This is a genomic window from Pseudoalteromonas sp. Xi13 (assembly GCF_003952205.1).
GTDB classification, from domain to species: Bacteria; Pseudomonadota; Gammaproteobacteria; order Enterobacterales; family Alteromonadaceae; genus Pseudoalteromonas; species Pseudoalteromonas atlantica.
Genome location: NZ_CP034440.1, coordinates 489,523 through 513,612, shown reverse-complemented (window position 1 = coordinate 513,612; position 24,090 = coordinate 489,523). Strand labels below are relative to the sequence as shown.

At 40.9% G+C, this 24,090-nt stretch carries 27 protein-coding genes; 20 read left to right on the top strand and 7 right to left on the bottom strand.

Annotation, left to right across the window (positions count from 1 at the left end):
* From EJ103_RS18745 to EJ103_RS18730, 4 genes are all read left to right on the top strand, one after another.
* Window positions 1-735, top strand: coding sequence for a DUF5020 family protein (locus tag EJ103_RS18745; RefSeq protein WP_004587064.1), 735 nt, complete (start codon window positions 1-3; stop codon window positions 733-735).
* 214 nt (window positions 736-949) lie between these two features.
* On the top strand, window positions 950-2,848 hold the full coding sequence (locus EJ103_RS18740) for a TonB-dependent receptor (RefSeq protein ID WP_126009318.1): 1,899 nt from the start codon (window positions 950-952) through the stop codon (window positions 2,846-2,848).
* Window positions 2,849-2,857: 9 nt separating this feature from the next.
* A complete protein-coding gene (locus EJ103_RS18735; RefSeq protein ID WP_126009316.1) occupies window positions 2,858-3,871 on the top strand; it encodes an MBL fold metallo-hydrolase in 1,014 nt (337 codons plus the stop codon).
* Between the two features lie 105 nt (window positions 3,872-3,976).
* Window positions 3,977-4,372, top strand: a complete 396-nt coding sequence (locus EJ103_RS18730) for a DUF4019 domain-containing protein (RefSeq protein ID WP_241232317.1) — start codon at window positions 3,977-3,979, stop codon at window positions 4,370-4,372.
* A gap of 183 nt (window positions 4,373-4,555) precedes the next feature.
* On the opposite strand, the gene EJ103_RS18720 is transcribed toward EJ103_RS18730, so the two are convergent.
* A complete protein-coding gene (locus EJ103_RS18720) occupies window positions 4,556-5,455 on the bottom strand; it encodes a LysR family transcriptional regulator (protein WP_126009314.1) in 900 nt (299 codons plus the stop codon).
* Between the two features lie 221 nt (window positions 5,456-5,676).
* Between EJ103_RS18720 and EJ103_RS18715 the strand changes: the two genes are divergently transcribed.
* The 7 genes from EJ103_RS18715 to EJ103_RS18685 all read left to right on the top strand — a co-directional run bounded on the left by EJ103_RS18715 (window position 5,677) and on the right by EJ103_RS18685 (window position 10,204).
* Window positions 5,677-6,831 (top strand): iron-containing alcohol dehydrogenase, encoded by a 1,155-nt coding sequence (locus EJ103_RS18715; RefSeq protein ID WP_004587069.1) that lies wholly within the window; start codon window positions 5,677-5,679, stop codon window positions 6,829-6,831.
* 147 nt (window positions 6,832-6,978) lie between these two features.
* The gene (locus EJ103_RS18710; RefSeq protein WP_064387094.1) at window positions 6,979-7,572 is read left to right on the top strand and encodes an RDD family protein; all 594 of its coding nucleotides are present in this window, start codon (window positions 6,979-6,981) and stop codon (window positions 7,570-7,572) included.
* A 48-nt stretch (window positions 7,573-7,620) separates the two neighbouring features.
* Window positions 7,621-8,085, top strand: coding sequence for a hypothetical protein (locus tag EJ103_RS18705; RefSeq protein ID WP_055018918.1), 465 nt, complete (start codon window positions 7,621-7,623; stop codon window positions 8,083-8,085).
* A 20-nt stretch (window positions 8,086-8,105) separates the two neighbouring features.
* Complete coding sequence (locus EJ103_RS18700; RefSeq protein ID WP_241232316.1) at window positions 8,106-8,600, top strand: hypothetical protein; 495 nt, start codon at window positions 8,106-8,108, stop codon at window positions 8,598-8,600.
* Between the two features lie 50 nt (window positions 8,601-8,650).
* Window positions 8,651-8,974 (top strand): hypothetical protein, encoded by a 324-nt coding sequence (locus EJ103_RS18695; RefSeq protein ID WP_126009311.1) that lies wholly within the window; start codon window positions 8,651-8,653, stop codon window positions 8,972-8,974.
* A gap of 2 nt (window positions 8,975-8,976) precedes the next feature.
* Window positions 8,977-9,396: a hypothetical protein gene (locus tag EJ103_RS18690; RefSeq protein ID WP_121638325.1), complete on the top strand. Its 420-nt coding sequence runs from the start codon at window positions 8,977-8,979 to the stop codon at window positions 9,394-9,396.
* A 172-nt stretch (window positions 9,397-9,568) separates the two neighbouring features.
* Window positions 9,569-10,204: a trimeric intracellular cation channel family protein gene (locus EJ103_RS18685; protein ID WP_126009309.1), complete on the top strand. Its 636-nt coding sequence runs from the start codon at window positions 9,569-9,571 to the stop codon at window positions 10,202-10,204.
* Here EJ103_RS18685 and EJ103_RS18680 read toward each other — a convergent pair.
* Window positions 10,201-10,581: a GNAT family N-acetyltransferase gene (locus tag EJ103_RS18680; RefSeq protein WP_164521655.1), complete on the bottom strand. Its 381-nt coding sequence runs from the start codon at window positions 10,579-10,581 to the stop codon at window positions 10,201-10,203. The two genes, EJ103_RS18685 and EJ103_RS18680, sit on opposite strands and share 4 nt — an antisense overlap.
* Before the next feature lie 358 nt (window positions 10,582-10,939).
* Here EJ103_RS18680 and EJ103_RS18675 point away from each other — a divergent pair, with 358 nt between their 5' ends.
* The 9 genes from EJ103_RS18675 (at window position 10,940) to EJ103_RS18635 (ending at window position 17,809) form a co-directional block, all read left to right on the top strand.
* A complete protein-coding gene (locus tag EJ103_RS18675; protein WP_126009306.1) occupies window positions 10,940-11,779 on the top strand; it encodes a DUF417 family protein in 840 nt (279 codons plus the stop codon).
* Between the two features lie 15 nt (window positions 11,780-11,794).
* Complete coding sequence (locus EJ103_RS18670) at window positions 11,795-12,046, top strand: Rho-binding antiterminator (RefSeq protein WP_126009303.1); 252 nt, start codon at window positions 11,795-11,797, stop codon at window positions 12,044-12,046.
* A 234-nt stretch (window positions 12,047-12,280) separates the two neighbouring features.
* Window positions 12,281-12,835 carry a pesticin C-terminus-like muramidase gene (locus tag EJ103_RS18665; RefSeq protein ID WP_126009301.1) on the top strand — a complete coding sequence of 185 codons (555 nt, stop codon included), beginning with the start codon at window positions 12,281-12,283 and terminating at the stop codon, window positions 12,833-12,835.
* Complete coding sequence (locus tag EJ103_RS18660) at window positions 12,835-13,491, top strand: hypothetical protein (protein ID WP_126009298.1); 657 nt, start codon at window positions 12,835-12,837, stop codon at window positions 13,489-13,491. The genes EJ103_RS18665 and EJ103_RS18660 overlap by 1 nt, the downstream gene beginning before the upstream one ends.
* A gap of 91 nt (window positions 13,492-13,582) precedes the next feature.
* Window positions 13,583-13,882: a hypothetical protein gene (locus EJ103_RS18655; protein WP_241232315.1), complete on the top strand. Its 300-nt coding sequence runs from the start codon at window positions 13,583-13,585 to the stop codon at window positions 13,880-13,882.
* 105 nt (window positions 13,883-13,987) lie between these two features.
* Entirely contained in the window at window positions 13,988-14,356 is a 369-nt protein-coding gene (locus EJ103_RS18650) for a hypothetical protein (RefSeq protein ID WP_064387087.1), read from the top strand.
* Between the two features lie 347 nt (window positions 14,357-14,703).
* Window positions 14,704-16,242, top strand: coding sequence for a glucan biosynthesis protein (locus tag EJ103_RS18645; protein ID WP_126009296.1), 1,539 nt, complete (start codon window positions 14,704-14,706; stop codon window positions 16,240-16,242).
* 277 nt (window positions 16,243-16,519) lie between these two features.
* Window positions 16,520-16,831, top strand: a complete 312-nt coding sequence (locus tag EJ103_RS18640) for a hypothetical protein (protein WP_126009294.1) — start codon at window positions 16,520-16,522, stop codon at window positions 16,829-16,831.
* Between the two features lie 426 nt (window positions 16,832-17,257).
* On the top strand, window positions 17,258-17,809 hold the full coding sequence (locus EJ103_RS18635) for a YrbL family protein (protein WP_164521654.1): 552 nt from the start codon (window positions 17,258-17,260) through the stop codon (window positions 17,807-17,809).
* Between the two features lie 110 nt (window positions 17,810-17,919).
* On the opposite strand, the gene EJ103_RS18630 is transcribed toward EJ103_RS18635, so the two are convergent.
* The 5 genes from EJ103_RS18630 to EJ103_RS18610 are packed head-to-tail and all read right to left on the bottom strand — an operon-like array spanning window position 17,920 to window position 24,054.
* Window positions 17,920-19,206, bottom strand: a complete 1,287-nt coding sequence (locus EJ103_RS18630) for an allantoate amidohydrolase (protein WP_126009290.1) — start codon at window positions 19,204-19,206, stop codon at window positions 17,920-17,922.
* Window positions 19,207-19,220: 14 nt separating this feature from the next.
* Entirely contained in the window at window positions 19,221-20,450 is a 1,230-nt protein-coding gene (locus EJ103_RS18625; RefSeq protein ID WP_126009288.1) for an alanine--glyoxylate aminotransferase family protein, read from the bottom strand.
* Window positions 20,451-20,453: 3 nt separating this feature from the next.
* Window positions 20,454-21,278 carry a sulfite exporter TauE/SafE family protein gene (locus EJ103_RS18620; RefSeq protein WP_126009286.1) on the bottom strand — a complete coding sequence of 275 codons (825 nt, stop codon included), beginning with the start codon at window positions 21,276-21,278 and terminating at the stop codon, window positions 20,454-20,456.
* The gene (locus EJ103_RS18615; RefSeq protein WP_126009284.1) at window positions 21,275-22,849 is read right to left on the bottom strand and encodes a gamma-glutamyltransferase; all 1,575 of its coding nucleotides are present in this window, start codon (window positions 22,847-22,849) and stop codon (window positions 21,275-21,277) included. Before EJ103_RS18615 ends, EJ103_RS18620 begins: the two co-directional genes overlap by 4 nt.
* Window positions 22,846-24,054 (bottom strand): amidase family protein, encoded by a 1,209-nt coding sequence (locus tag EJ103_RS18610; protein ID WP_126009282.1) that lies wholly within the window; start codon window positions 24,052-24,054, stop codon window positions 22,846-22,848. Before EJ103_RS18610 ends, EJ103_RS18615 begins: the two co-directional genes overlap by 4 nt.
* Window positions 24,055-24,090 lie beyond the last annotated feature (36 nt).

Below are 24,090 nucleotides of genomic sequence, written 5' to 3'. Positions count from 1 at the left end.
ATGAAAATTACAACAATTAAAAAATTAGCCTTAGTCAGTGCTATCGCGGTGTGTTCAAGTAGTGTGTCGGCAAAAGAGCTGTGGTCAGATTTTAGTATAACCGCCATGACCGGCGCCGATTACCTCGAGCCGTTTTCGGGGGAGGAAGATGACAGAAGCGTAGTAACCATTGAGCATGCATCGGGGCATACATGGGGCGGTACCTTCTTTTTTATGGATAGATTAAGTAACCCCGATGAAGTATACGGAGAGCTAAACATAAACCCAACGCTGTACAAGCCACAAAACAGCTTTGTTAAAGAGGTATTTTTAGGCCTACAAACAGAATATGGCTCGGGCGATACCGATCAAAATAACTACTTATTAGGTGGCGGCGTATCGTTAGATGTACCAGGGTTTCAATATTTTAATGTGGCTTATTACCGTCGTTTTCAGGACGATATTGGCATAGAGCGTGAAGATAACAACCAAATAACCGTAACGTGGGGCTATAACAAGGGTAACTTTAGATACGATGGCTTTTTAGATATTGTTGACAGTACCGACACTATGTTTGGTAAAAGTGAAGGCGGTTTTAACTTTACCTCACAACTTAAATACAACATTGCTCCTATGCTTGGCCTAGACACAGGTCGCCTTGATGTAGGTATAGAATACGTATATTGGAAAAATAAGTTTGGTGTAGATGGTCAAACAGAGCACAACCCAAATTTGATGGTTAAATGGCATTTTTAAAACTTTAAGCGTTACAGAATACAAAAAAGGCTGCTAGTTAATGCAGCCTTTTTTGTATTCTGTAACGCAATAAAATTGACTTATTGTTAATAATGACACTGCAGTAACCCGCATCTTAATCGGTTAAGTTTTATTGTGAATTAATGAAATGTTAATTGCTGAATGTATTGATAATTGTTATCATTACGTAAAATAACTAATTATATACCACGTAATGACTCTGAAAAACACTTTAGCTCTGCCTCTAATTGCTGTCGCGCCATTTTACACTTTGGCTAACGCTAACAATGATATAGAAACAATAGTAGTGACCGCCTCTGGCTTTGAACAAACCTTAGCGCAAGCGCCAGCTTCTATTACTTTAATTAGCAAAAAGCAGCTAGAAAACCGCGCTTATAAAGACTTAACCGATGCACTTAACGATGTTGCAGGGGTTACGGTTACCGGTGGTGGCTCGCGACAAGATATAAGCGTGCGTGGCATGCCAGCGCAGTACACTGCTATTTTGGTAGACGGTAAAAAGCAGTCAGGGCGTGAATCACAACCAAGCGGCAGCGGTGGCTTTGAGCAAGATTGGCTGCCACCACTAGATGCTATTGAACGTATTGAAGTTGTGCGTGGGCCTATGTCTACGTTGTATGGGTCGGATGCAATTGGCGGCGTTATTAATGTTATAACCCGTAAAAATTACGACAATTGGCATGCTAATGTTCGCCTAGAAACCACACAGCAAGAAAACAGTAATTCGGGTGATGAATACCAAGGGCAAATATATGCAGCGGGGCCATTAATAAAAGATTTATTAAGCGTTAACCTTTCGGCTCTTTACCAAGAGCGTGAAGAAGATGAAATTGAGCGCGGTTACGGTGAAAAAGAGCTGACAAGTTACAGTGGTACACTGCATTTAACAGCCACCCAGCACGATGTGATATCGCTGGAATACAGCGAACACGATCAAAAACGTATTTCTACCTCGGGGCTATCGTTACCTAGTCGAAATAGCTCTAGCGAAACGAACAATAACCGCAGCACGTGGTCGTTAGCACATAAAGGTAGCTATAGTTGGGGCGCTGCGCATTCGTATATTCAACAAGAGTCGGTTGAAAACGAAGGCCGTGAAATAACCATCGAAAATACCTTAGCAAATACGCAGTGGTCAATTGCACTTGAAAACCACCATGTAACATTAGGCGGCGCATTTGAACAAGAAAAGCTTGATGACAAAACAACAAACGCAGCCACTATTACTAAAATAGATAACAAACAATGGTCGCTATTTGCTGAAGATGAGTGGAGCTTACACCCCGATTTTACCCTTACCACGGGTTTACGAGTTGATGATAACGAGCAGTTTGATTCGCACTTGAGTCCACGCCTATACGGAGTTTGGAATGTTAATGAGGCATGGACCTTTAAATCGGGCGTAGCTACCGGTTACCGAGCGCCAGATTTACGCGAGCTTAGCCCTAATTGGATCCAAAGCAGCCGCGGTGGCGATTTATATGGAAATGCTGACCTAGAGCCCGAAACATCCGTGAGTAAAGAAGCGGCTGTGTATTATGCTAACAGTGATTTTCAAACTAATATCACGGTTTTTCATAATAGCTTTGAAGACAAAATTAACACCGTTTTATGTCCTATCACAGTGTGTGGTGATGAAACCGACCGCTATAACATCAATATTGATAAAGCGGTGACTTATGGGGCTGAGCTAAATATAGAAACAATGTTAAGTGCAGATATTACCCTTGCAACTAGCTACAGCTATACTTTTTCTGAGCAACGCAGTGGCGACAATAAAGGCCAGCCACTTACGCAAATACCTAAACATTTAGCAACGCTAAATATTAACTGGGATGTAAGCGATAATATTAATACGTGGGCACGTGCTAATTACCGCGGTAAAGAAACCGAAGCAGCCTCTATAACTAGCCGTTTAACCTCAGCCCCTTCTATTGCAACAGCAGATATAGGCAGTGCGTGGCAAGTAAACGGTAACGTTAAAGTTATGTTTGGTATTTACAATATATTTGATAAAGCAACCAGCTACGATGAATACGGCTATGTAGAAGATGGCCGACGCTACTGGCTAGCTATAGATACAAAACTATAAGGGGTGTTTATGCCAAAGTTTATATTATCTGCTGTGGTACTTAGCTTTTTAGCTACGTACCCGGCTATTGCGCAAAATACACAATTAACAGCGCAAGATTATGTCGAAAAAGGCATGCAGTACGCTGATGAGTTTCCGGGGTTAACAAGCCTATGCGATATACAAAACCCGTTACGTGATTTAACAAAGCGTGTTCGTACTAATAATGAAGGTAAAAAGCGCAGTAAAAAGTTGGGTAGTAAACGGCGTTCATCAACGATTGAACCTACACAAGTGTTTGACAACCTTTATTATGTAGGTACTGGTGGAGTGGCAAGTTGGGTAGTTAAAACATCACAAGGGCTTATTGTTATTGATGCGCTAAATAACAACGAACAAGCTAAAAATTACATTGAAAAAGGTTTGCTTAAACTAGGCTTAAACCCCGAAGATATTAAGTATTTAATTATTAGCCATGGGCATGGTGATCATTACGGTGGGCAAGAGTACTTAGTTAATAAATACAAACCGCGTGTTGTAATGAGTGAGGTTGAGTGGCGACGCTTAGAACAACCAAAGCTTGATTTTGAAAGCCCACGTTGGGGCAAACGGCCAACAAGAGATATAAGCACAAAAGAGGCAGATACAATTACGCTTGGCGATACTAGCATTGGCGTTTATTTAACGCCTGGACACACCCCTGGCACTATTTCGTTGTTGTTCCCAGTATATGATAACGGCAAAAAACATATGCTAAGCCTGTGGGGAGGGACTGGGCTAAACTATGGGCCTGATATTGAGCGAATTAGCGCTTACAGTGTTGCCGCTAAACGTTTTGGCAATGTGGCAATGCAAGCCGGTGTAGATGTGTTTATATCAAACCACCCTAAACGCGATGGTTCGTTTGAGCGCATAAAGCAACTTAAAAATAGAGCCCCCGAGGCGGAGCATCCATTTGTAATAGGCCAAGAGCAAGCCTCGCATGGTTTTTCTATGTTGAGCGATTGCACTTACGCGCAGGTTTTAAAAATTAAAGGAGAGTAAGGCACTTATTTGCAAAAGTTTTTAATATTAGGGGTTAACCATTTAACCAATGTGTTGTAATTTGGAGTATCTATATTTACTTTTAACGCCAGATTAAAAGGAAGAATGATGAAACCCCTCATTTTAATTTTATGCTTGTTTATAAGCTGCTCAGTGTGGTCCGAAACCACTAAAAATATGCCCGTAGCAATAAACTGGTTACAGTTAATTGATGCGGGTGAATACACAAAAAGTTGGCAACAAGCCGATGCGCTATTTAAATCACAATTAAGTAAAGCAAACTGGAAAAGCGCCCTAAACACAGTGCGTGCGCCACTAGGTAAAGTGGCTACGCGAGAACAAATAAGTGCTAATGCTTACTCATCTTTACCTGGTGCCCCGCAAGGTAAATACCTTATTGTGCAATTTAAAACGCAATTTTCAGCAAGGCTTGCGGTTGAAACCCTTACATTAAGTAAAAGCAGTGGGCAATGGCGCGCGGTTGGCTATTTTATTAAATAACCAGCGTTCAATACCAATCCGTAATAATATATAATCATTTTCAGGGGCTAAACGTGTCGCTATCTGCGTTAAAAAATTCTCATTTAGAACAACTAAATAGCGAATTTTTTGCCTTGCTATCATCACGTTTACCCATCCTCAAAATAGATCACTTAATTATGCGGATTGGTATAAGTTAAAAAACTATTTTGCGTATTTATTAATATTAGAAAAAGCCATTAACACATCGCGGGCATAATTAAGCCGCGGGTGAGCAAGCGCCCCTTTACGCCACGCTAAGTACAAATTGTTTTCCGGCCCTTGCGGACCAAGTTTAATTAATCTACCCGATTGAATATCGTCATGACATATATAATCAGGCAGCACGGTATAGCCTACACCGGTTCTTACTATGCCGGCGAGCGCGCGTATGTCGCGGCAGCGGGCAATTATTTTTGACGTACAGCTTTGTTTAAATACAGTATCAAAATACTGGCGTATAAGCGGTAATTGACTGTCGTAACTGACCACCGGCAGCGTATTTAAAAGTGCTGGCGTAATGGTTTGTCCCTCTAAGCTTTGCGCTAATAAACGGTGCGCCACCAGTACTAGCTCTTCGCTGTCGAGCACTTCAAAGTCGTAAATTTTGTTATCGGGCAGGGAGGCTGTAATAGCCATATCGGCAACGCCGGTGTCGAGCGCTGAATAAATTTGCTCACGATTACCAGGCAGCACGACCACATCAACATTGCCTGCTTGTAACAAATTTGCCAGCTGTGCAGAGGCAACATAACTAATATATTCGGCGGGCCCGGCTAGTGTAATCGTTCCGCTCACATCGTTTGAACGGGTGCGTACAGAGGCGACTTTTTGCTCTATAGCATCAAGGTGATTTGCCACTTGGCCTGCTAAATCGTGGGCGGCATTACTTGGCTCTACACCTCGGTGACGCCGCTCAAATAACGATTTACCTACCACCGACTCCATTGTTTGTATATGCGCGGTTGCAGCCGGTTGCGACAGCCCCAAATTTTTAGCAGCCCGAGAGATGTTTTTACAACGATATACTTCAACAAAGGTGCGTAATTGTACAAAATAAGACATAAAACATTAGGTATCAGAAATCCGATGGGTAAAGCAAGATTAACTGAATTCTAGTTATTGTAAAGTGCGCGTACACTTGCGCTCGTTCAGTTAGACATTAAACGTTTTAATATTTAATTTATAAAATAGGTAATTAATTACTTGAAAGTTAACTATTAATTCCCATTTTATAAAGCAATGAGCACCAGGGGCTGAGCCCCGTAACCAAGTAGAGTACAAATATGTTAAATTTTGCATTTAAAAACCGCACCGAGATTTTATTCGGCAAAGATCAAATTAATGAGATCGCAAGCCGCGTACCAAGCCAAGGCAAGGTCATGTTTTTATACGGTGGCGGTTCGATCAAAAAGAACGGCGTATATGACGATGTAGTAAATGCACTTGAAGGTGTGGACTTTGTGGAGTTTTCGGGAGTTGAGCCAAACCCAACTTACGAAACACTTTCAAAAGCTGTAGAAATTGTGAAAGAGCAAAACGTTAGCTTTATATTAGCTGTAGGCGGCGGTAGTGTTATCGACGGCGCTAAATACGTAGCGGCAGCAGCAAAATACGAAGGCGACGGCTGGGATATTTTAGTTAATGGCGCAGAAGTAAAAAGTGCATTACCTATTGGCGCGGTATTAACGCTTCCGGCTACAGGCTCAGAAAGCAACGGTAACTCGGTTGTTACCCGTAAAGAAACCCAGCAAAAACGTGCCTTTGGTACGCCAATAGTGCAACCGCAATTTGCCGTGCTTGATCCTACGTATACATTCTCACTGCCAACTCGCCAAATTTCTAACGGTGTAGTTGATGCGTTTGTACATGTTATTGAGCAATACTTAACGTACCCAGTTAATGCGCCACTGCAAGACCGTTTTGCTGAAGGCATTTTATCTACGCTAATTGAGCAAGGCCCTAAAGCCCTTGAAAACCCAGAAGATTACGATGTTCGTGCAAACGTAATGTGGTCGGCAACGATGGCACTAAATGGCTTAATTGGCCAAGGCGTACCGCAAGATTGGTCTACGCATATGATTGGCCACGAGCTAACAGCGCTTTATAGCTTAGATCACGCTGTAACACTTGCAATTGTATTACCGCCGCTTATGTTTGTTCAGCAAGAGCAAAAACGCGCTAAAATTATTCAGTTAGGTGAGCGTGTATTTGGCCTTGATATGCAAGACAAAAACGAGCTGATTGATGCAACCATTAAACATACTCAAGACTTTTTTGAGCAAATGGGCATTAAAACAAAACTTGGCGATTACGACCTAGGTGAAGACGCGGTTGAAGCCGTTGCCAACAACCTTGAGCGTAACGGCATGACAGCCCTTGGCGAACATGGCGATATTGACATAGCTAAAGCGAAGAAAATTTTAAGCCTAGCGCTTTAATTTAATTGTTTTTTGAATGGCGCTTTTTAGCGCCATTTTTTATGCTCAAAAAGCTAAATGTTGAACTAGATTTTTTACATAGATTATTGAATGAATTACTAAAGCTATGCTACTTTGGGTTAAATCACGTAAAGGAATACCCCAAGCATGGATACCCCAATAGACTTTTCTACCTACACATTAGATGAACTTTACTCCAGCGCAAAAGTCATTGACCGAGAACGCTTTCCTGAGCGCGCAAAAGAAATAGACGAGCTTATAAAAACCCGAGAAGCGCAAGAGCCCGCACACAATGCCGACCTAAAAATAGCGGGAGAAAAAGCATCACGCGGGGACAGGCTTGTTGCTGCTATTATTGACGGCCTATTAGGTATAGCGGTTTTTATACCTGTAATAATGTATATCGGTTTTGAAAGTTTAAGCCAACCAAATCTGAGTTTAACGGCATTTTTATGGGGCTTCGGTGTGTTTTCTATGTTAGTGCTTCATGGTTACCTTATGTATCACCGCGGACAAACTATTGGTAAATACTGCATGTCTATTCGTATAGAAAACCTAGACGGCACACAAGCAAGTTTTACAACTATTTACTTTAAACGCATGTTACCTATGCAGCTGCTATCACTAGTCCCTTCGGTAGGTCAGTTTATTGCTGGATTTGTAAACCCTGCATTTATATTAGGAAAAGATAAACGCTGTTTACACGATCATATAGCGGGAACAAAAGTGAGTAATATTTAGCAATAGCAATAGCAATACTCAGCGAAGGATAATACTTTAAAGGGATTTATGAAAAAACTAACAAGGTACAAAAAAACACCCAGCGCAAAACTACTTTGGACGCTTGGTTTCAACACATTTATCGCAGTTATAGTTTTATTTTGGGTAGAGGTATTTATTGAACAGCCTTTGCTGCATCAATTTTTATACCTCTTTGCGTTTGTATTATTGAGGTTTTTTTCACAGTGGTATTGTGCAAACACAGAACAGGCTCATGCAATTGAAATTGTAAATGGCGAGTTTGAACTACTCGGCATAAATATAAAAGTGTCTGAGCTAGAAGAAGTGCTTTATTGCCAAACTAAGCGTTTTGAGCATATTTTACGATTTAAGTTTAAAAACGCGACATACCAAGATATTGAAATAACCGCTCCAGATTTAATTGACGACCTACGTTTTTACTATTTTATGGTAGATAACGGCCTGCCAGTAAAAATGACAGATGATAGTGGCCGTTTTTTTGACGAAGATTAACAGCGCAGCAAGGAGCAGTAATGAGCATACAGGCTTTAAGGTTTTTGATGCTAGCAAGTGTGCTCTTTAGTGAATATTCACATGCAAGCTCATTTGAAGGATGTTATTCCACAACGGATAAAATAACGAGCGCGACTCCTATGCTCAACAAAGATGGAGGCGAAAGTAATGAGCATTTTAAACTAAAAACGAGTTACATAAATATATTCAAAGAAGGCGAAAAATATTTTACAGAAGGCCTTATATGGGGCTACAACTTTCATATTTGCACTATCACAGCGCCGCTTGAGGGAACTACAGAACCATTACCTTTAGTACTAAAGGATAAAAAACTGGTGTTTGAAGAACAAGAGCCCGAATACGACATTAACTGTAAGTTTGAGCTAGAATTTGATGAGAATGGTTTAAATATTAAGGATGAAAACTACCATTGTTCTAACTATATTTTTTACTGTGGTGCACATGCAAGTGTGCATGACGTTCAGCTAGCTAAAACCAACAAAGGCTGTAACTAACTAAGCGAGTTTATTATTTAACTTAACGATACAGCTAACAAGGACTTACCATGCGCGGCTTGTTATTATTTATTGGTTACTCATCTTATATTGGCAGTGTGGGCGATGGCCTGCTTGGCTTGTATGCACTTTGGGTTTTAATCAGTAATAATTTAGCATTTTTGAGCTTATCGCTTAATGACTTTTTAGCGCAGTATGTAGAGTTTATATATTGGGTGAAGCAGGTTGCGTTTTATGTAATGCCCGAAGGCTTTGCCAATTGGTTATTCGGCATTCCAGCCGTTATTTACTTTCCCGTACGTATACTAATGAGCCTAATAATTGGCTGGTGGGCACTAAAAAAGGCAGCTCAACTAAAAGCTGAAAGATACTAAAAGTGGTTACATATAAAAAATTCGACATACTCTTTCTTGACGGTGTCGCAGGGCTACTTGCAGGTTTAACGTTGTTTAGTTTTCAAGGATGGTTTCACGAAGTTTATTCTTTACCTCTATATATCCTTCAATTTATTACAGCAGCTAATATGCTTTATGGTGCGCTGGCATTATTGTTGGCTTCTAAAAGAAAAAGAAGCTTTTTGATCATTAAATTATTAGCTTTAGCTAACACATTTTGGACATTGATTTGCATCTGTTTCATTTTTATATACCTAGATTCTGCAAGTTGGAAGGGTATAAGCCTATTAATTTTAGAGTCTCTTTTTGTTGGCTATTTAGCTTATTATGAATGGGTTAATCGCAATAACTTAATTTACAGTCCTACTTATAAAAAATGTGTAAAAACTACTCACTTTTAAAATAATTACTTTTTTAAATATCGCATATCACAATAACCCATCATTAATTTTATCAAAAATTTATTAACTAATTGTTTTTAATAGTACTTTCAATCCTCGCTTTTGGCTTTTGCTAATTACATCTGGCATATAAATTGATACACCAATGTATAAAATTTAAAAGGGAATGCACATGACTGCTGAATACTTTATGGTGCTGGGGCTGCTCGGAGTGGCTTTTTTTGCGGTTGCAGGAGCACTGCTAGGCTACGAAAAAAACATAAGTGGTTTTGGGGTGGTTGTGGTGGCTACTGTCACTGCACTTGGCGGCGGTACTCTCAGAGACATTTTGCTAAATAAGCCTGTATTTTGGATTGCTACGCCCGAATATTTATACTCAACTTACGCCGCCATTGTAGCCACAATATTATTTGTACGTTACTTGCCTCATGTAAATAACTTTTATTTTTTATTCGTCGATGCCATAGGCATGGGTTTGTTTAATATTATGGGGATCGAAAAAGCGCTGATTAGCGGCACAGGTATGTTAATCGCCATTACTATGGGTGTAACAACCGGTATTTTTGGTGGGCTTATACGCGATGTAATTTGTCGTGAGTTGCCCTCGGTTATGCGAAACGAGCCTTATGCCTCAGCCTGTTTAATTGGTGGCCTTGTATATGCAGCGTTGTTTACTTTAAGTATTGATTATATTTGGTGTATTTTAGGCTCATTGTTTTCTACGGTATTTTTAAGGCTAGGCTCGCTTAAATGGGGCTGGCACCTAACCATTTTCAGAAAAAAAGATTTTAAAAATCAAAGTGATTAGGTTTTAAGGCGGGAGTTATTAATTGGCTGGGTTTGCATATGGTACTCATAGTTATCTTCCCCAGTGATCTTAAAGCCTAGTTGAGTATAAAGTGTTTTAGCAGGGTTGTTTTTAAGTACTGTTAGTTTGATAGGCTTTAACTTTGCAGTTTTAATTACTTGCTCAATAACGCCTCTGCCGTAGCCTTTATTTTGATGGTTGGGGTGTATTTGTAATTGCATTATTTCAATGTGGCTACCCGATACCTTGTACTTTAGCGTACCTATAGTATCACCATTAAACTGTATGAGATGAGAGCAATCGTATTGCTCGTCAACCCTTTCATTATGCTGTTGCTCAGTTAAAAATAAGCCGGCCACCTCAAGGTGCTCTACCATAGTAAGTTTTCTAAGACATAATTAATAACCTGAACCTTGGCTAATAAATCTATCTCAAGCAGCTATTTTTAGCGCTAACTGCGTTGAATTTACTTGCAATAGGCTAGCTATTGACGCGCAAATTCGCCTTGTTTTCACTTAAAATTTCTAGCTAGAGAAAACAGACCCAGTAACATTACTAGCCAACTATATCTAAATCTCTTAACCAAAGCTCAGGTTAAACCTCTTTTCGGGCGTGGATTTTGTAAACGTAAAAACCAAAATGTCCTTCCTTGTATTTAAAAAATTTAACTTTAGTTGAATCACTTTTTGTAAAAATTAGGTCTTTATTAGCCATTACAGATTTAATGGGCACACAATGAACATAACACACACAAATAACGCACTCACCTTTTTACTTACACTCAGCTTTGCATTACTTGGTGTATCGTTTGCTTTAGGTGCAAATCCAAACACACTCTCAGCTACCTTTAGTTTTTATGAACTTGATACCTTACTCAGTGTAAATACATTAGGTTTGCTCACAGGCAGCGCTATGATTGCGTTGGCAGTCACCACCTTAGCTGCGCATTTAAAATTAATAAAGCCTGTGCCTGCACTTATACTCGTGTTAGTTGTTAGCATAGTGCCTTTACTTACCTTATTTGCCAGTAACCGCTGGATGGCACAGTTAGGTGGCTTTCCAATTATTGGCAGTGGGCAAGGCATAATTAAATACTTTGCTGTTATCCCTTTGTATTTATTTTTGTTTTATAAAAATAAACTAACAGACAAACAACACGTACTTTTAAACTTTATACCGGTTGCTATGGTTTTACTGTGGATTGGCGGCATGAAATTTTATGAGTTTGAAGCCAAAGCCATTGTAGGACTTGTAGAAACCTCACCGTTTATGTCGTGGTTATACACGGTATTTAGCGTACAAGGCGCATCAAACGTAATTGGTGGGTTTGATGTATTATTTGCAGTGTTACTTGGCATAGGCATTTTACTTAACAATAAAAAGCTTATTATTGTTAGTGGCTTAGCGTGTTTAAGCGTATTTTTAATGACCCAAACATTTTTAATTACCGCAAACGGCGCGTTTAGCTCAAGCACGTTATTAGAGCGTTTAGGGCAATTTGTAATTAAAGATTTATGGTATGTAGGCAACCTAATTGTTATTGCCACTTTAATGCTACTTAAGCCAGCTAAATAATATAAAGAGGGCATTATGATCAGTTGCCACCAATACGACTACATCGAAATTGCCTGTATGCACCATTTACGCATTGAGCTTATATTAAAAAATGGTGATAGTGTATGTGGTGTAGCAACTGATACAAAACGCAATGCACTCAAACAAGAGTGCATTGCCATTAACGTAAATGGCGAGCTAAAGCTTATTGTGCTCACTACAATTAGTCTACTTAAAGCCCTCACACAAAACCCGTATTTTAATAAAGTAAACTTTGAGGCTAATTAAACAATCTAGATAATGGTGCAAAGGCAGCGCTGTAAACCTATGTTAAAACGAACTATGTATATATCCCACAACCTTTACTCTAATTAGCAACACCAACCCAATAACTTATTAAACACGGTTTTTTACCTTTTTAAAAAGTCACTTTTATAACAGCTCTAATTACTTGTTTACACTAGATTTATTTAGTATGATTATTGATTGAATTCGATATTATAAATAAGATAAGGAGGTTTTATGCCAGAAAATATAGACTATAAATTTCTAAGTGATCTTGAAGGTGGCTGCAATACAAAAGGCTATGTGCCTGCTCCCGAAGTTAGTAAAAGCGGAGTTACGATAGCTACAGGTTTCGACCTTGGTCAACGAAATGAGGCCGAGCTCAGGGCTTTGAGAATAAACCCGCTTTTGATGAATAAGTTAAAACCCTATTTAGGGGCTAAAGGTAAAAGTGCTGAAGCCATACTTAAAAAATCTCCTCTTATGATTAGCCTAATTCAAGCTAAAGAAATAGACAAGGCAGTAAAATCATCTCATATTAATCAATTGAAATTAAAGTATAATAGCGCTCTGGGGAATAAAAAAAAATTCATTGATATACCTCACCAAGCTCAAACAGTTATTACTTCTGTTTCGTTTCAATATGGCATCGGTTTAAGTTCAACTACCCCCAAATTTTGGAAAGCGGTAACATCACAGGATTGGAAGGAAGCTATCAAAATATTAAAGTCATTTGGTGATGCTTACCCTACAAGAAGAAGAAAAGAAGCTGCTTTACTGGAAAAAATATAATGAAAATTGAAGCCTATTTAAGCATTTTGTTTTTAGTTGGCTGTACAAATGCTGACCTGCACCAAGATAAAGACATATTAAATAACACTCTAAAGGTATCTTATAAAAACCTGGATAACTCCTTAGAAATAAATCGCACTGGTTTAATGTTTAGTAACGGTGAAAAAGCTAAAAGCTGCAACTCATATTTTTTATTGAACTCAAAGTATAGCATTGAAGAGTCAGTCCATAATCAACTTGTTAAAAGTGAGTATTTGATTTGCGAAGCTTTAGATATTCTCATTAAATCAACTTCAATAGAGCCAAAAGAAGGTACTGATTTAAATTTTGGTAGAAGATTGAAAGATCAATTAGATCTTCGAACTTTTCCTTCATCTTTGTATAGAGTAAGCAGTAAAGAATCGCATACACTTGGATCACTTTTTCCGAAAAATAGCCATGCTGGGCATAACATTGCAGAGTTACAGACTGATGAATGGACTTTCATTCTTGAAGTAGTTGCACTAGCAGATGTAAATGATAATTCTTTTTCAGATTGGATTGTATGGGTTACAGATGAATCTAAAGTGGGTAATTATAAGAGTTATTCAACTATCATAATCGTTGATCCAGATAAGCAGCGTAAACTTGAAGCTATGAAATATCCAGTGAATTAAACTTAATATCCATTAAAAGCTTGAAGAGGTATTTTGCCTTCATAGTATTTCGTCTATTAAAGAGCCCAAAAAGTCAGATATTGGTTTAGATGTGGTTATAGTTACTTTGCATGGTGGCGATGCATTCCCTGTGGATTTTGATACTGCTATTATTCCGCTTTTTTGGCGACCAAAAGTTAAATTAGTGTCGCGCTTGTATAACATTGAGCACAACAAGACGATTAAAACGTTTAGTGTTTCCAAGTCTATTACATGGCGCGAATTTATTGCTAAAAAAATTAGCTTAAGAGGATTCTTTCGCTGGGGCCCTTTGTATCATACAAAAGACATGGAAATACTGTTGTATAAAGCATGCTACGAGTTATTAAATAAAATGCGAAAAGCTATTTAACCTGTAGCAATAACAAGCATACTTAAATAGCTGAACACAGAAAATAGTTCACTTTGTTACTAATGGCAGGTTTTATTTTTAAACTTTACAAGGCGTGAGTGGCTTATGGATAATCCGCGATTAGATTCAGAAGATAGAAAACCTATTTGGGATGCGTTGCAAATGTTTTGGATGGATATTGAGCCATCTGATGAGCTAGAAAACGCTATAGCTACGTGTGCTAAATCTAAGTATTCAATTTTAGAATTAGAGTATATCTACTGGAATGAGGTTTACCCTGCTGTTAATCAGAATTTTGCACAGCCAATACCTGAGTGGACTGGCTATGATATTGAGCAGTTATCAAAGTTAATAATTGCAAACGCAGGCAGAGTTAAACCAACTAAGTATAAGTTTTTGCATTTTGGGGCTAACAACTGGTGGAAGGAAATAGCCAGCGGTATAACAAAATATCGAAAAGACATTAGTAAATAAGTGGCTGAACACCATACTAATTAGCTAATTTTATGAGGCTTTTACTAGTCAGGTATTTATACTAAGCGTAGCAGTGACGCATTGTTCAGCAGTTCGATTTTAAAGCACTAACTGGCTTTAACTAAGTAAAAGTTATATCAGCCGCATTTATTTAATACAGCTATTCAAACGCAACTATTCAAATACAATCTCCCCTAAACACAGCTAAGCATAGAAGCTTCGCCAAATAACCTTATTTTAGTAAACGCGAGTTCATATTGCGGTGTGTAATATCTTTACAAGCATTTTAAGTTAGGCGCTTGTAGTGGGCGCTTATTTTTAGACTCCCTTTACTAGAGATACTTTTTATGAAGTTAAAGTTATTTATTGCCGCTATTATTGCCTCCTCTGTGTCGTTACACGCGGCGCAAGCACAAGCAAGTGCTAAGTTTACTTTTGAAGATTTAAAAGCAATGGCAAAAGCCTCTGCCAAAAAGCCTTATACGCCTGTGGAAGTGCCTGCACCTGAGCTTATTGATAAAATCACCTATGACGAACATTGGAAAATACGCTTTAAAGAAGATGAAACCCTCTACCCAAATGGCGAAAAGGCACCGGTACAATTATTTTACCCTGGGCGATATTTTCCTGAGCCGGTAAGTATTTTCATCAGAGATGATAAAAACAACGTTAAAGAACTGCCTTTTAGTAATGCGCTTTTTGATATGCCTGACGACAGCCCTGCCCACGACCTGCCAGAAGGGTTTGGGTTTGCAGGCTTTAGAATTATGCGCCCCGATATAAAACCAGATTGGATATCGTTTTTGGGGGCGTCTTATTTTAGAACTGATGGCCCTCAGGGGCAATATGGGTTGTCGGCTCGCGGTATTGCAATAAATACCGGTATGAGTGAGCCAGAAGAATTCCCTCGCTTTTCGGCATTTTGGTTAGGCCCTGCAGAAAATAAAGGTGAGAGCATGTCTGTGTGGGCTTTGCTTGAGGGGCCCTCTGTTACAGGTGCTTATCGGTTTGGTTTAAGTAAAGACAACAAAGAGGCCAAAGGGCATGTTACCTCTGTAAGTGCTAATTTGTATATGCGCGCCGATGTAGAGCGCTTAGGTATAGCGCCGCTAACCAGCATGTATTGGTACTCAGAAAAAGATAAAACGGTAGCTAAAGACTGGCGCCCAGAAATTCACGACAGCGATGGCTTAGCGATTCATACTGGGTCGGGCCAGTATATTTGGCGACCGTTAAATAATCCGCAGTCGGTGTCGACCAATAGCTTTATTGATGAGAACCCTAAAGGCTTTGGTTTAATCCAAAGAGATCGTGACTTTAATAACTACCAAGACGACGGCGTGTTTTACAATAAGCGTTCATCAGCGTGGATCAAGCCTACGGGTGATTGGGGGAGAGGCGCTGTGCAGCTAATCGAAATACCAACTAAAGATGAAACGTTTGATAACATTGTTGCTTATTGGGTGCCTGAAAAAGAGGTACGTAAAGGCGATGAGTTTACCTTTTCTTATGATATTGAGTGGCGTCCACTCGATCCAAAATCAAAAAACCTAGCAAGTGTTGTTAATACTCGCCAAGGGCAGGGCGGAATTCCTGGCCAGCCTATTCCTGAGGGCGTAAACAAAATGGTGATTGATTTTGAAGGGCCAGTGTTTAAAGGCCTAGATAGAGAAAGTGGCATAAAGCCTATTGTTGAAGCCAGTAACGGCGAAATACTGGAGCCAATTGGTGCTTACCCAATAGTGGGTACCAACCAATGGCGATTAGCATTTGACTACAAACAGAGCAATAACGACCCCGTAAGCATACGCGCGTATTTGGTTGATAAAAACGAAGAGGCGATAACCGAAACATGGGTAAGTGATGCAAAGGTAACGATTGAGTAACTATAAAAATTAAAACGGGTGGCCCTATAATTAGTTTTATGTAGCCACCCGAATAACTGCAAAATAAATGTTTTTAGCGAAGGTTAGCTAAAGCAATTCTCTTATTTCAATATACATCTAATACTTAGTTATAAATTTAATATGCTTGGCTAACTACTTGGTGAATTTAGCTATTTTAAGTTGCTCCTACTTGTTTTTATGTTTGCTTGTGTGAATAATAAACATTCGATCAGGAAAAATAATAAAAATAATAAAAGTAATTAAATTAAGGATATATATGAAACTTTACCCATACTCAACAATTAAAACAGAAAACCTTAAGGGCCTGCTTATCGCTTCTAGAGTGCTTGGGTTTTTGAGTTATATACTGTTTTTTATAGCTATTTGCATTGGTTTATTTGGTGTTTTTTCTAACCTTGGCGCACCTAAAGATTTAGGGAATGGAATAGTTATGTCTGCACCAAATGCCGGTTTACCTGTGCTGATAATGTCAATTTGGGGTGCAGTTTCTGCAGTTTGTATTTTAGCTTTTAGTGGCTTATGTGCAGCTGTTGTATCATGCGAATACAAATATACAAAGTCGGTTTAGCTATATACCGGCGTATTTAGATAGTAAAAACGGGGCTTCTACTATCTAAATATTTATTTGTAAGACTTGGTTAACTACCGCGAACAAATCTAAATTTTTTGTTCTTCTTCCTTATCTCAATAGCCTGATATTTGTTTTAATAATAATACAAAAGCAAATCTACCTTAGGCTTTAATACATTCAAACTGTAGCTAATTTACCTTGATAAACCCTAATTTATAGTTAAAATGGCCGGCTTATTTAACGAATGTACCTACTTTATTACTGACATAGTATTAAAAGCTGCATTAATAGATGTAAATACTAAGCGTGCAATATTATGGCGTGTTATTTACCTCGTTTTATACCAATCCTCAAAACAGGTTACTTAATTAAGCGAATTGGTATTTGTAAATTTACGTTAGGACGAAAATTGGTTTGATCTCATTGAACGACGATTTAATTGTAGGTAAAGGGGCGCATAGAACGTGTTACAGGCATCCTGAGGCACATAATTTATGTATAAAAGTAAGCCATGAAGGGTTTTCGCAAGAGCAAGACCAAGAGCTGGCTTATTATAAGCGACTTAGTAACCGAAATATTCAGTGGCAGTTGTTAGCGCGATACCATGGTACGGTACACACCAATATTGGCACAGGGTATGTGTTTGATTTAGTGATTGATGCAAATAATCAGCCGGCTAAAACGCTAGAATATTATTTAAATCAGCCAAATAGTGAAGCCTTAGCCGAGCCACTATTAACTTTAAAAGATTATTTATTACACAATTTAGTGATCACCAAAGAAATAAAACCACGCAATATAGCGTGTGTTAATAATAACGGCACCATTGAGCGGTGTGTTGTTGTTGATGATATTGGTAATACTGAGTTTTTTCCTATTAGTAATTACGTGAGCTCATCGGCTAAGCGTAAAATAAATAGAAAATGGCAGCGCTTTGAAGCGAGTTTAAATGAGCTTGGCTTAAGCCTTAATTAAGTTTTAAACACCGATTTTAAATACTGGCTTTACTTAATAACCACAGCCCCGTTTAATACGCAGGGCTAAGCTAACAGCACATAGCCTACCCTGCGCTTAATAACCGTTAGTTACTTTTCTAACTCTTTTACATACAGCATGAGCGCGCTGTACATTACGCTAAGGGCTTTTGTTACATCCTCATCAATAACAGCTTCTGCGGGGTGATGGCTTATCCCGCCAGGGCTGCGTATAAATAGCATGCCCACAGGGCAAATAGGAGCAATAGCCATGGCATCGTGCCCAGCGCCAGAGGCAAGTGAAGGCGAGGCTTGGTTATTCAATTTACAGGCACTGCTAAACAATTGTTGAATTTGAGTGTCGCACGCTACGGCGTCGGCCGCATGTGTCCATTGCCAATCAAGCGTTAAATTACGCGATGTAGCAATTTGATCGGCGCGGGTATGTATTGCATTAAGTAATACTGCTAGGTCGGCATCATTTTGTGCGCGTGCATCTAGGCTTATAGTCGTTTTACCGGCAATAACATTTGTAGCGCCTGGGCGAGCATGAATTTGCCCTACGGTGGCTACTTCACCATTACTTGCGTTTTTTGCTAGCTGCTCTATGGCAAGGGTAAGCTCGGCGCAGCCAACTAACGAATCTTGGCGTAAGTTCATTGGTGTAGTGCCTGCATGGCCGCTTTGGCCTGTTAGGGTGATCATAGCGCGTTTGGCGCCAGCAATAGCGGTTACTACGCCTAGCGCCTGGTTTACCGATTCAAGCACTGGTCCTTGCTCTATGTGGGTTTCCCAATAACCGAGTAATTCGTTTTTGTTAAGGGCGGCTTTAGCGTAATCATCAGGGGTTAGGCCAAAATCAAGCATGGCTTGGCGCATACTAATGCCGTTTGTATCTTGTATATTTAACCACTGGGGGTCAAACTCGTTCGCCAGTGCTTTTGAGCCAATTAATGTGGTGGCAAAGCGGGTGCCTTCTTCATCACAAAAGCCCACTACATCTAAATGAAACGGTAAATCAAGCTTAAGCGTGTGTGCAAGGGCGGCTATTTCAATACCCAGTAATACCCCTAAAATACCATCAAATGCACCGGCGTTTGGTACGGTGTCTAGGTGTGAGCCAATAATTAATCGTTTAGCGTTTGGGTTAGATGATGCTAAGCGCCCCCATAAATTGCCGACTTCGTCTTGCCACGATTGCATGCCCGCCTCAGCCATCCATTCAGCAGTTACACGGTTACACTCTTTGTGCTCTTTAGATAAATACACACGGTGAATGCCACCTTGCATTTGCGATAGGGCACTGAGCGTTTTACAGCGCAATAACGCGCGCGCGGCAAATTTATTAGCCAGCTCACTGCTTAATAATGGCTCATGGAGGGGGCTTGCAATCGTCATGCTAAATCCTTTTTTTATTTATAATGGGCAAGGGCGGCAATAGCGGCTTCGCCTTTAGGGCCTTTATAGCCGTTGGCGTGTAAGCAGGCATCTAGGCTTGCCAATGTTTGTAATACGGCATCTTTACGGGCGTTGTAACCCATGGTGCCAATACGCCAAATTTTGCCATGCAGCGGCCCAAACGAGGTGCCTATTTCAATACCAAAGTCGGTTAGCATTTGAGCGCGTACGTGGTCAGCATTAATGCCCTCGGGTATATAAACACCCACTACGTTGTTCATTTTATGGTTTAAGTCGCCAAATACGTTTAAGCCCAGCGCTTGAATACCCGTTAGCATGGCATCACCGTGTAACTTGTGGCGGGCAACGCAGTTATCTACGCCTTCTTCAATAACAATGCGAGCACATTCTGATGCGCAATACAGCATGCTGGTGGCTTCGGTGTGGTGGTTAAGGCGCTCTTCGCCCCAGTAATTCATGATCATGCCTAAATCAAAGTAGTTTGAGCGTACAAATGGCTCGGTGCCGTCGGTATGCTGCGCGGTACGAATACCCGCTTCTACTTTTTTGCGTTTTTGGATCCAATCGGCGCATTTATCGCTCAGTGTTAAAGGGGCAGAGCCAGATGGGCCACCTAAACATTTTTGCAAACCAACCGAAAGCGCATCGAGTTTCCACTCATCGGCGGGTAAATCGTTACCTACAATTGATGCGGTGGCATCGCAGTAAAATAATACGTCGTGCTTTTGGCAAATATCGCCAATGTGTTCAAGGGGTTGGTTCATGGTTGTAGAGGTATCGCCCTGTACCATAGCAAGTACATGGGGTTTTACATCAACAATGGCTTTTTCTATTTTTTCGGGGGTAAATACCTCGCCCCACGGGACTTCTATGGTGTGTACTTTTGCGCCTACGCGCTCGGCTATTTCAGCAAGCAAGTGGCCAAAGCGGCCCATAATGGGCACCAGTACTTTATCGCCTGGGCGTAAAATAGAGCATAAAACGGCTTCTATGCCTGCGCGCGATGTACCATCAACTAACATGGTCCATTCGTTTTTGGTTTTAAAAATTTCGCGATAGCGGGCCATGGTTTCGTTCATAAAACCGGTCATTACTGGGTCGTATTGGCCAATTAGCTGCGCCGACATAGCACGTAGCACGCGTGGATCTGCGTTTATTGGGCCTGGGCCCATGAGTAATCGCTGTGGCGGATTTAAAGTTTGAATTTGCGTGTCGCTAAACATGTTTTAGGCTCCCAGAGTCTGAATAAGCATACGAATGCCCGTTATCATTAATACAACGGCAAAGGCGCGTTTTAATTGTTTTTGATCTAGCTTGCTACCAATTTTTACGCCAATAGGGGCAAACAAAATAGTAAGCGGAATAATAAGTATAAAAGCAGGTAGGTTTACAAGGCCCCACGTGCCAAGCGGCGCATCAGTGGGTGTAGTACCAATACTTAATAAAGTAATAACGCCCGGTAACGCGATTAATAAGCCAAATACAGCAGCGGTGCCAACGGCAACATGGGCACGTACGTTAAACGCGTTTAGCATGGGTACGCCAATAGTGCCGCCACCTATGCCAATCATTACCGATAAACCACCTAAAATACTTGCCATAATGCCTTGGCCAAATTTACCTGGTAATTTACTAACAAGGGCAGGCGCGCCGGCTCTAAATAACATGTTTAAACTTACTAAAATGGCAATACAGGCAAACATAAGTACCAATGCATTACCGCGTATAGAATGAGCTAAGTAGCTACATATAACGGCCATTACCAAAATAAACGGGGCCCAGTATTTAATTAAAGCAAGGTCGATATTGCCCTTGGCATGGTGCGAGCGAATCGACGAAATAGATGTAGGCACTATGGTGGCAAGCGATGTCGCTGTGGCTATCATCATGGCCGACTCAGGGCTTACGCCAAAGCCTTGCAGTAAAAAGTACAGCACAGGCACAATTACTATGCCGCCGCCTACACCAAATAGGCCTGCTAAAATACCTGCAAAAATACCGGTTGCTATTAAGGCCGCTATAATCGGCCATTGATTTATTATTTCTGTCATTGTGTTCCTGCTGTAGTTACTGTTGCGCGACCATCTGAACGAGGATCGGTGGCTGCTTCAAGGCTGGTAGGCGTATCTAAAATGGCACCTGCATGACCCATCATTTCATTGTTATTATCAACGCTTACCCAGTCGTGGTCACGTTGATTTAATTCATGTTTAACTTGAATTACTAAGCTTTGCTCTACCTTTAAATTTGTGCTTGTATCGCCCCAGGTGCGCCCTAGTAACCAACGCGGATCGCTTACTGCTTGGGCAATTGATTTATTACGCCATGCGTAACCACTAAATACTGCAGCTTGTGTTTGTGGCTGGCCTTCGCCGCCCATGGTGCCGTAGGCAAGGCGTCTACCATCGTCAAATTTTGCTAAAGCAGGGTTGAGTGTATGAGCCGGTTTTTTATGCGCTTTTAAGGCATTGGCATCGTTGCTATTTAAACTAAAACTTAAACCGCGGTTATTCCACACAAAGCCGCCTTCGCTCATCAAAATGCCGCTACCAAATTCCCAGTAAACACTTTGAATAAAGCTCACTAGTTGGCCGTTTTTATCACGTGCTGCCATCCAAACGGTATCGCCTGGCTCTGCATTAAATGGCCATTGCTTGGCTTGGCTCATATCTATATTGCTGGCAAGCGCATTTAAGCGCTCATCAGTTAATGCGTTTTTATAATCATCGCCTAGCGCATCTGGGTCGGCCCACAGTGTAGGGCGGTGAGTAAAGCTTTGTTTGGTTGCCTCAACAATTAAGTGCATCCAATCGGCCTCTGTTTTGGCTAAATGTTTTAGTTTATTAACAGCGCCAATTATTTGCAGAGAATGTACGCCTTGCGTGGGGGCGGGTAAGTTATAACACTGTATGCCCGATAAATTAGCACTGAGCGGCGTTACTAAATCGGCCTGCGTATTGGCAATATCAGCGCGTGTAATTGCACTGCCTGCGGCAGCTAAATCGTTTGCAAACGACTCTGCTAAAGGGCCTTGGTAAAAGGCGTTTAAGCCATGCTCGGCTAAGTGCTCAAAGGTACTGGCAAGTTTTGGGTTTTTAAAATGTTGGCCCGCTTGCAACGGTTTACCATTAGGTATGTAAAGTTCTTCAAAGGCAGCGTTGGTGTTTGAAGCAGTGGCAAGCTTTTCGCAGCCTGCTTGCAAGCTTTTAGATACTGTAAAGCCATCGCGCGCGAGCTTTATGGCTGGGGCTAAAATAGTACTTAGTGAGAGAGCTGCGTGCTCATCTACCGCAAGGGCTTTTTGCCAGCCGCGTAATGTTGCAGCTTGGGTCAATGCGCTTAAACCGCCGCGCTCTGGTATGTGTGGCTCATTGCTATAGGCGCTTATATCGTTTGGTGCGCGCCCGCAGGCATCAATGGCAGTGGGTATACTTTGGTTTGGGTTATCAATAAGCCAAAAACTGTCGCCGCCAATTGAATTCATATGCGGATATACCACGCTAATCGCAGCCGCTGCCGCTACCATGGCTTCGGTGGCTGTACCGCCTTGTTTTAGTATTAAGGTGCCTGCCTCGGTTGCTGCAAAATGCGGGGCAGTAAAGGCAATGTTGTGTTTGCTCATGCAAGTGTGTCCTGTTTAAAGTGGGCAGCTAATTGTTGTACGCAGGCAAGTAGGCTTTTATCGTTGCCGTGGCTCATCATTAATGAAAACCCATATGGGTGGCCATTTTCTAAATTAGCCAATGGTAAGTGTACTTGCGCCGAGCGGCTCAAGCCCGCAATGGCCGATAAGGTAATTATTTGCATGCGTAAGGCGCTTGTGTCGGCGCCCAATTTAGGTGCAGTTGTGGGTGTGGTTGGCAAAAATAAACAACTGTTTGTGTTTAGGTTTTTAGCGATTAGTGTTTGCCATTGGGTTTGTACATTTAGTGCTTCTTGCTCTTCTTGGGCGGTTAGGGCAAGCGCCATGTTAAAACGTGCCGCAATTGCCGGAGCAAACTGGGGAAGTTGCCCTGGCAATTGAAGCCAATCTTTGTGCGTTTTTGCGATTGCTCGCCCTTGCAGTATTCTAAAGCTGTCAGCCAGTTCGCTTAATAAGCTACTGTTAGGCAGTTCAAATTCTTTATGGTGTTTAAAATAAGGTTTGGTTTTTTCAAGCAATTGTTTAAGTGGGGCTTGTAATGCAGGGTCAACCAGCTCAAATAGTGGCTCGCAAATAACTAAGGTATCAACGTTATTAATAGCTTGATTTGGTAAAAGTACATTGCCTACATCACTTAGCAGCTGTGCATTTTGCGTAAGCCAGCCAATGGTATCAAATGGGGGCGCTAGCGGTATTAGGCCATCTTTTTCAATTACGTTATGGCTTGGCCTTATGCCAAATAAGCCACAATAACTTGCCGGTATTCTAATAGAGCCACCAGTATCAGTGCCTAAGCCAATATCGGCTAAGTTAGCCGCTACAGCTGCAGCCGAGCCCATACTTGAGCCGCCACTTGCATGGCCTTTAAGTTTTGGGTTTTGTGCTGCACCATAGTGAATGTTATTGCCCTCTAAGCTGTAGGCCAGCTCATCGGTATGGGTAAAGCCTGTAAAGCTACAACCCTCATTCATTAGTTTGTTTACGGTACTTGCTGTTTGCTGTGCAGGTTTTGCTGCTTTAAACCAGCTTGGGTTACCTGCGCTGTTGCGCTCGCCTTTAACAGCAAATACATCTTTTACCGCAAGGCGCTTATTTACAAGTGTGCCGTGGGTTTGTGTTTGCCATGCGTTAGGGCCATGGTCACAAAAAATACCGGTAAAATTATTATCTGTTTTGGTACTCATATCACCACTCGTTATAAAGTAAATCTGACCAACTGG

Coding starts and splice junctions, on each gene's coding strand:
- EJ103_RS18650 (WP_064387087.1), top strand. CDS start 13,988: ATGGATAATCCGCGATTAGATTCAGAAGATAGAAAACCTATTTGGGAT.
- EJ103_RS18700 (WP_241232316.1), top strand. CDS start 8,106: ATGAGCATACAGGCTTTAAGGTTTTTGATGCTAGCAAGTGTGCTCTTT.
- EJ103_RS18705 (WP_055018918.1), top strand. CDS start 7,621: ATGAAAAAACTAACAAGGTACAAAAAAACACCCAGCGCAAAACTACTT.
- EJ103_RS18730 (WP_241232317.1), top strand. CDS start 3,977: ATGATGAAACCCCTCATTTTAATTTTATGCTTGTTTATAAGCTGCTCA.
- EJ103_RS18660 (WP_126009298.1), top strand. CDS start 12,835: ATGAAAATTGAAGCCTATTTAAGCATTTTGTTTTTAGTTGGCTGTACA.
- EJ103_RS18665 (WP_126009301.1), top strand. CDS start 12,281: ATGCCAGAAAATATAGACTATAAATTTCTAAGTGATCTTGAAGGTGGC.
- EJ103_RS18695 (WP_126009311.1), top strand. CDS start 8,651: ATGCGCGGCTTGTTATTATTTATTGGTTACTCATCTTATATTGGCAGT.
- EJ103_RS18620 (WP_126009286.1), bottom strand. CDS start 21,278: ATGACAGAAATAATAAATCAATGGCCGATTATAGCGGCCTTAATAGCA.
- EJ103_RS18710 (WP_064387094.1), top strand. CDS start 6,979: ATGGATACCCCAATAGACTTTTCTACCTACACATTAGATGAACTTTAC.
- EJ103_RS18675 (WP_126009306.1), top strand. CDS start 10,940: ATGAACATAACACACACAAATAACGCACTCACCTTTTTACTTACACTC.
- EJ103_RS18645 (WP_126009296.1), top strand. CDS start 14,704: ATGAAGTTAAAGTTATTTATTGCCGCTATTATTGCCTCCTCTGTGTCG.
- EJ103_RS18625 (WP_126009288.1), bottom strand. CDS start 20,450: ATGTTTAGCGACACGCAAATTCAAACTTTAAATCCGCCACAGCGATTA.
- EJ103_RS18685 (WP_126009309.1), top strand. CDS start 9,569: ATGACTGCTGAATACTTTATGGTGCTGGGGCTGCTCGGAGTGGCTTTT.
- EJ103_RS18615 (WP_126009284.1), bottom strand. CDS start 22,849: ATGAGCAAACACAACATTGCCTTTACTGCCCCGCATTTTGCAGCAACC.
- EJ103_RS18745 (WP_004587064.1), top strand. CDS start 1: ATGAAAATTACAACAATTAAAAAATTAGCCTTAGTCAGTGCTATCGCG.
- EJ103_RS18715 (WP_004587069.1), top strand. CDS start 5,677: ATGTTAAATTTTGCATTTAAAAACCGCACCGAGATTTTATTCGGCAAA.
- EJ103_RS18630 (WP_126009290.1), bottom strand. CDS start 19,206: ATGACGATTGCAAGCCCCCTCCATGAGCCATTATTAAGCAGTGAGCTG.
- EJ103_RS18735 (WP_126009316.1), top strand. CDS start 2,858: ATGCCAAAGTTTATATTATCTGCTGTGGTACTTAGCTTTTTAGCTACG.
- EJ103_RS18740 (WP_126009318.1), top strand. CDS start 950: ATGACTCTGAAAAACACTTTAGCTCTGCCTCTAATTGCTGTCGCGCCA.
- EJ103_RS18640 (WP_126009294.1), top strand. CDS start 16,520: ATGAAACTTTACCCATACTCAACAATTAAAACAGAAAACCTTAAGGGC.
- EJ103_RS18670 (WP_126009303.1), top strand. CDS start 11,795: ATGATCAGTTGCCACCAATACGACTACATCGAAATTGCCTGTATGCAC.
- EJ103_RS18610 (WP_126009282.1), bottom strand. CDS start 24,054: ATGAGTACCAAAACAGATAATAATTTTACCGGTATTTTTTGTGACCAT.
- EJ103_RS18680 (WP_164521655.1), bottom strand. CDS start 10,581: ATGGTAGAGCACCTTGAGGTGGCCGGCTTATTTTTAACTGAGCAACAG.
- EJ103_RS18720 (WP_126009314.1), bottom strand. CDS start 5,455: ATGTCTTATTTTGTACAATTACGCACCTTTGTTGAAGTATATCGTTGT.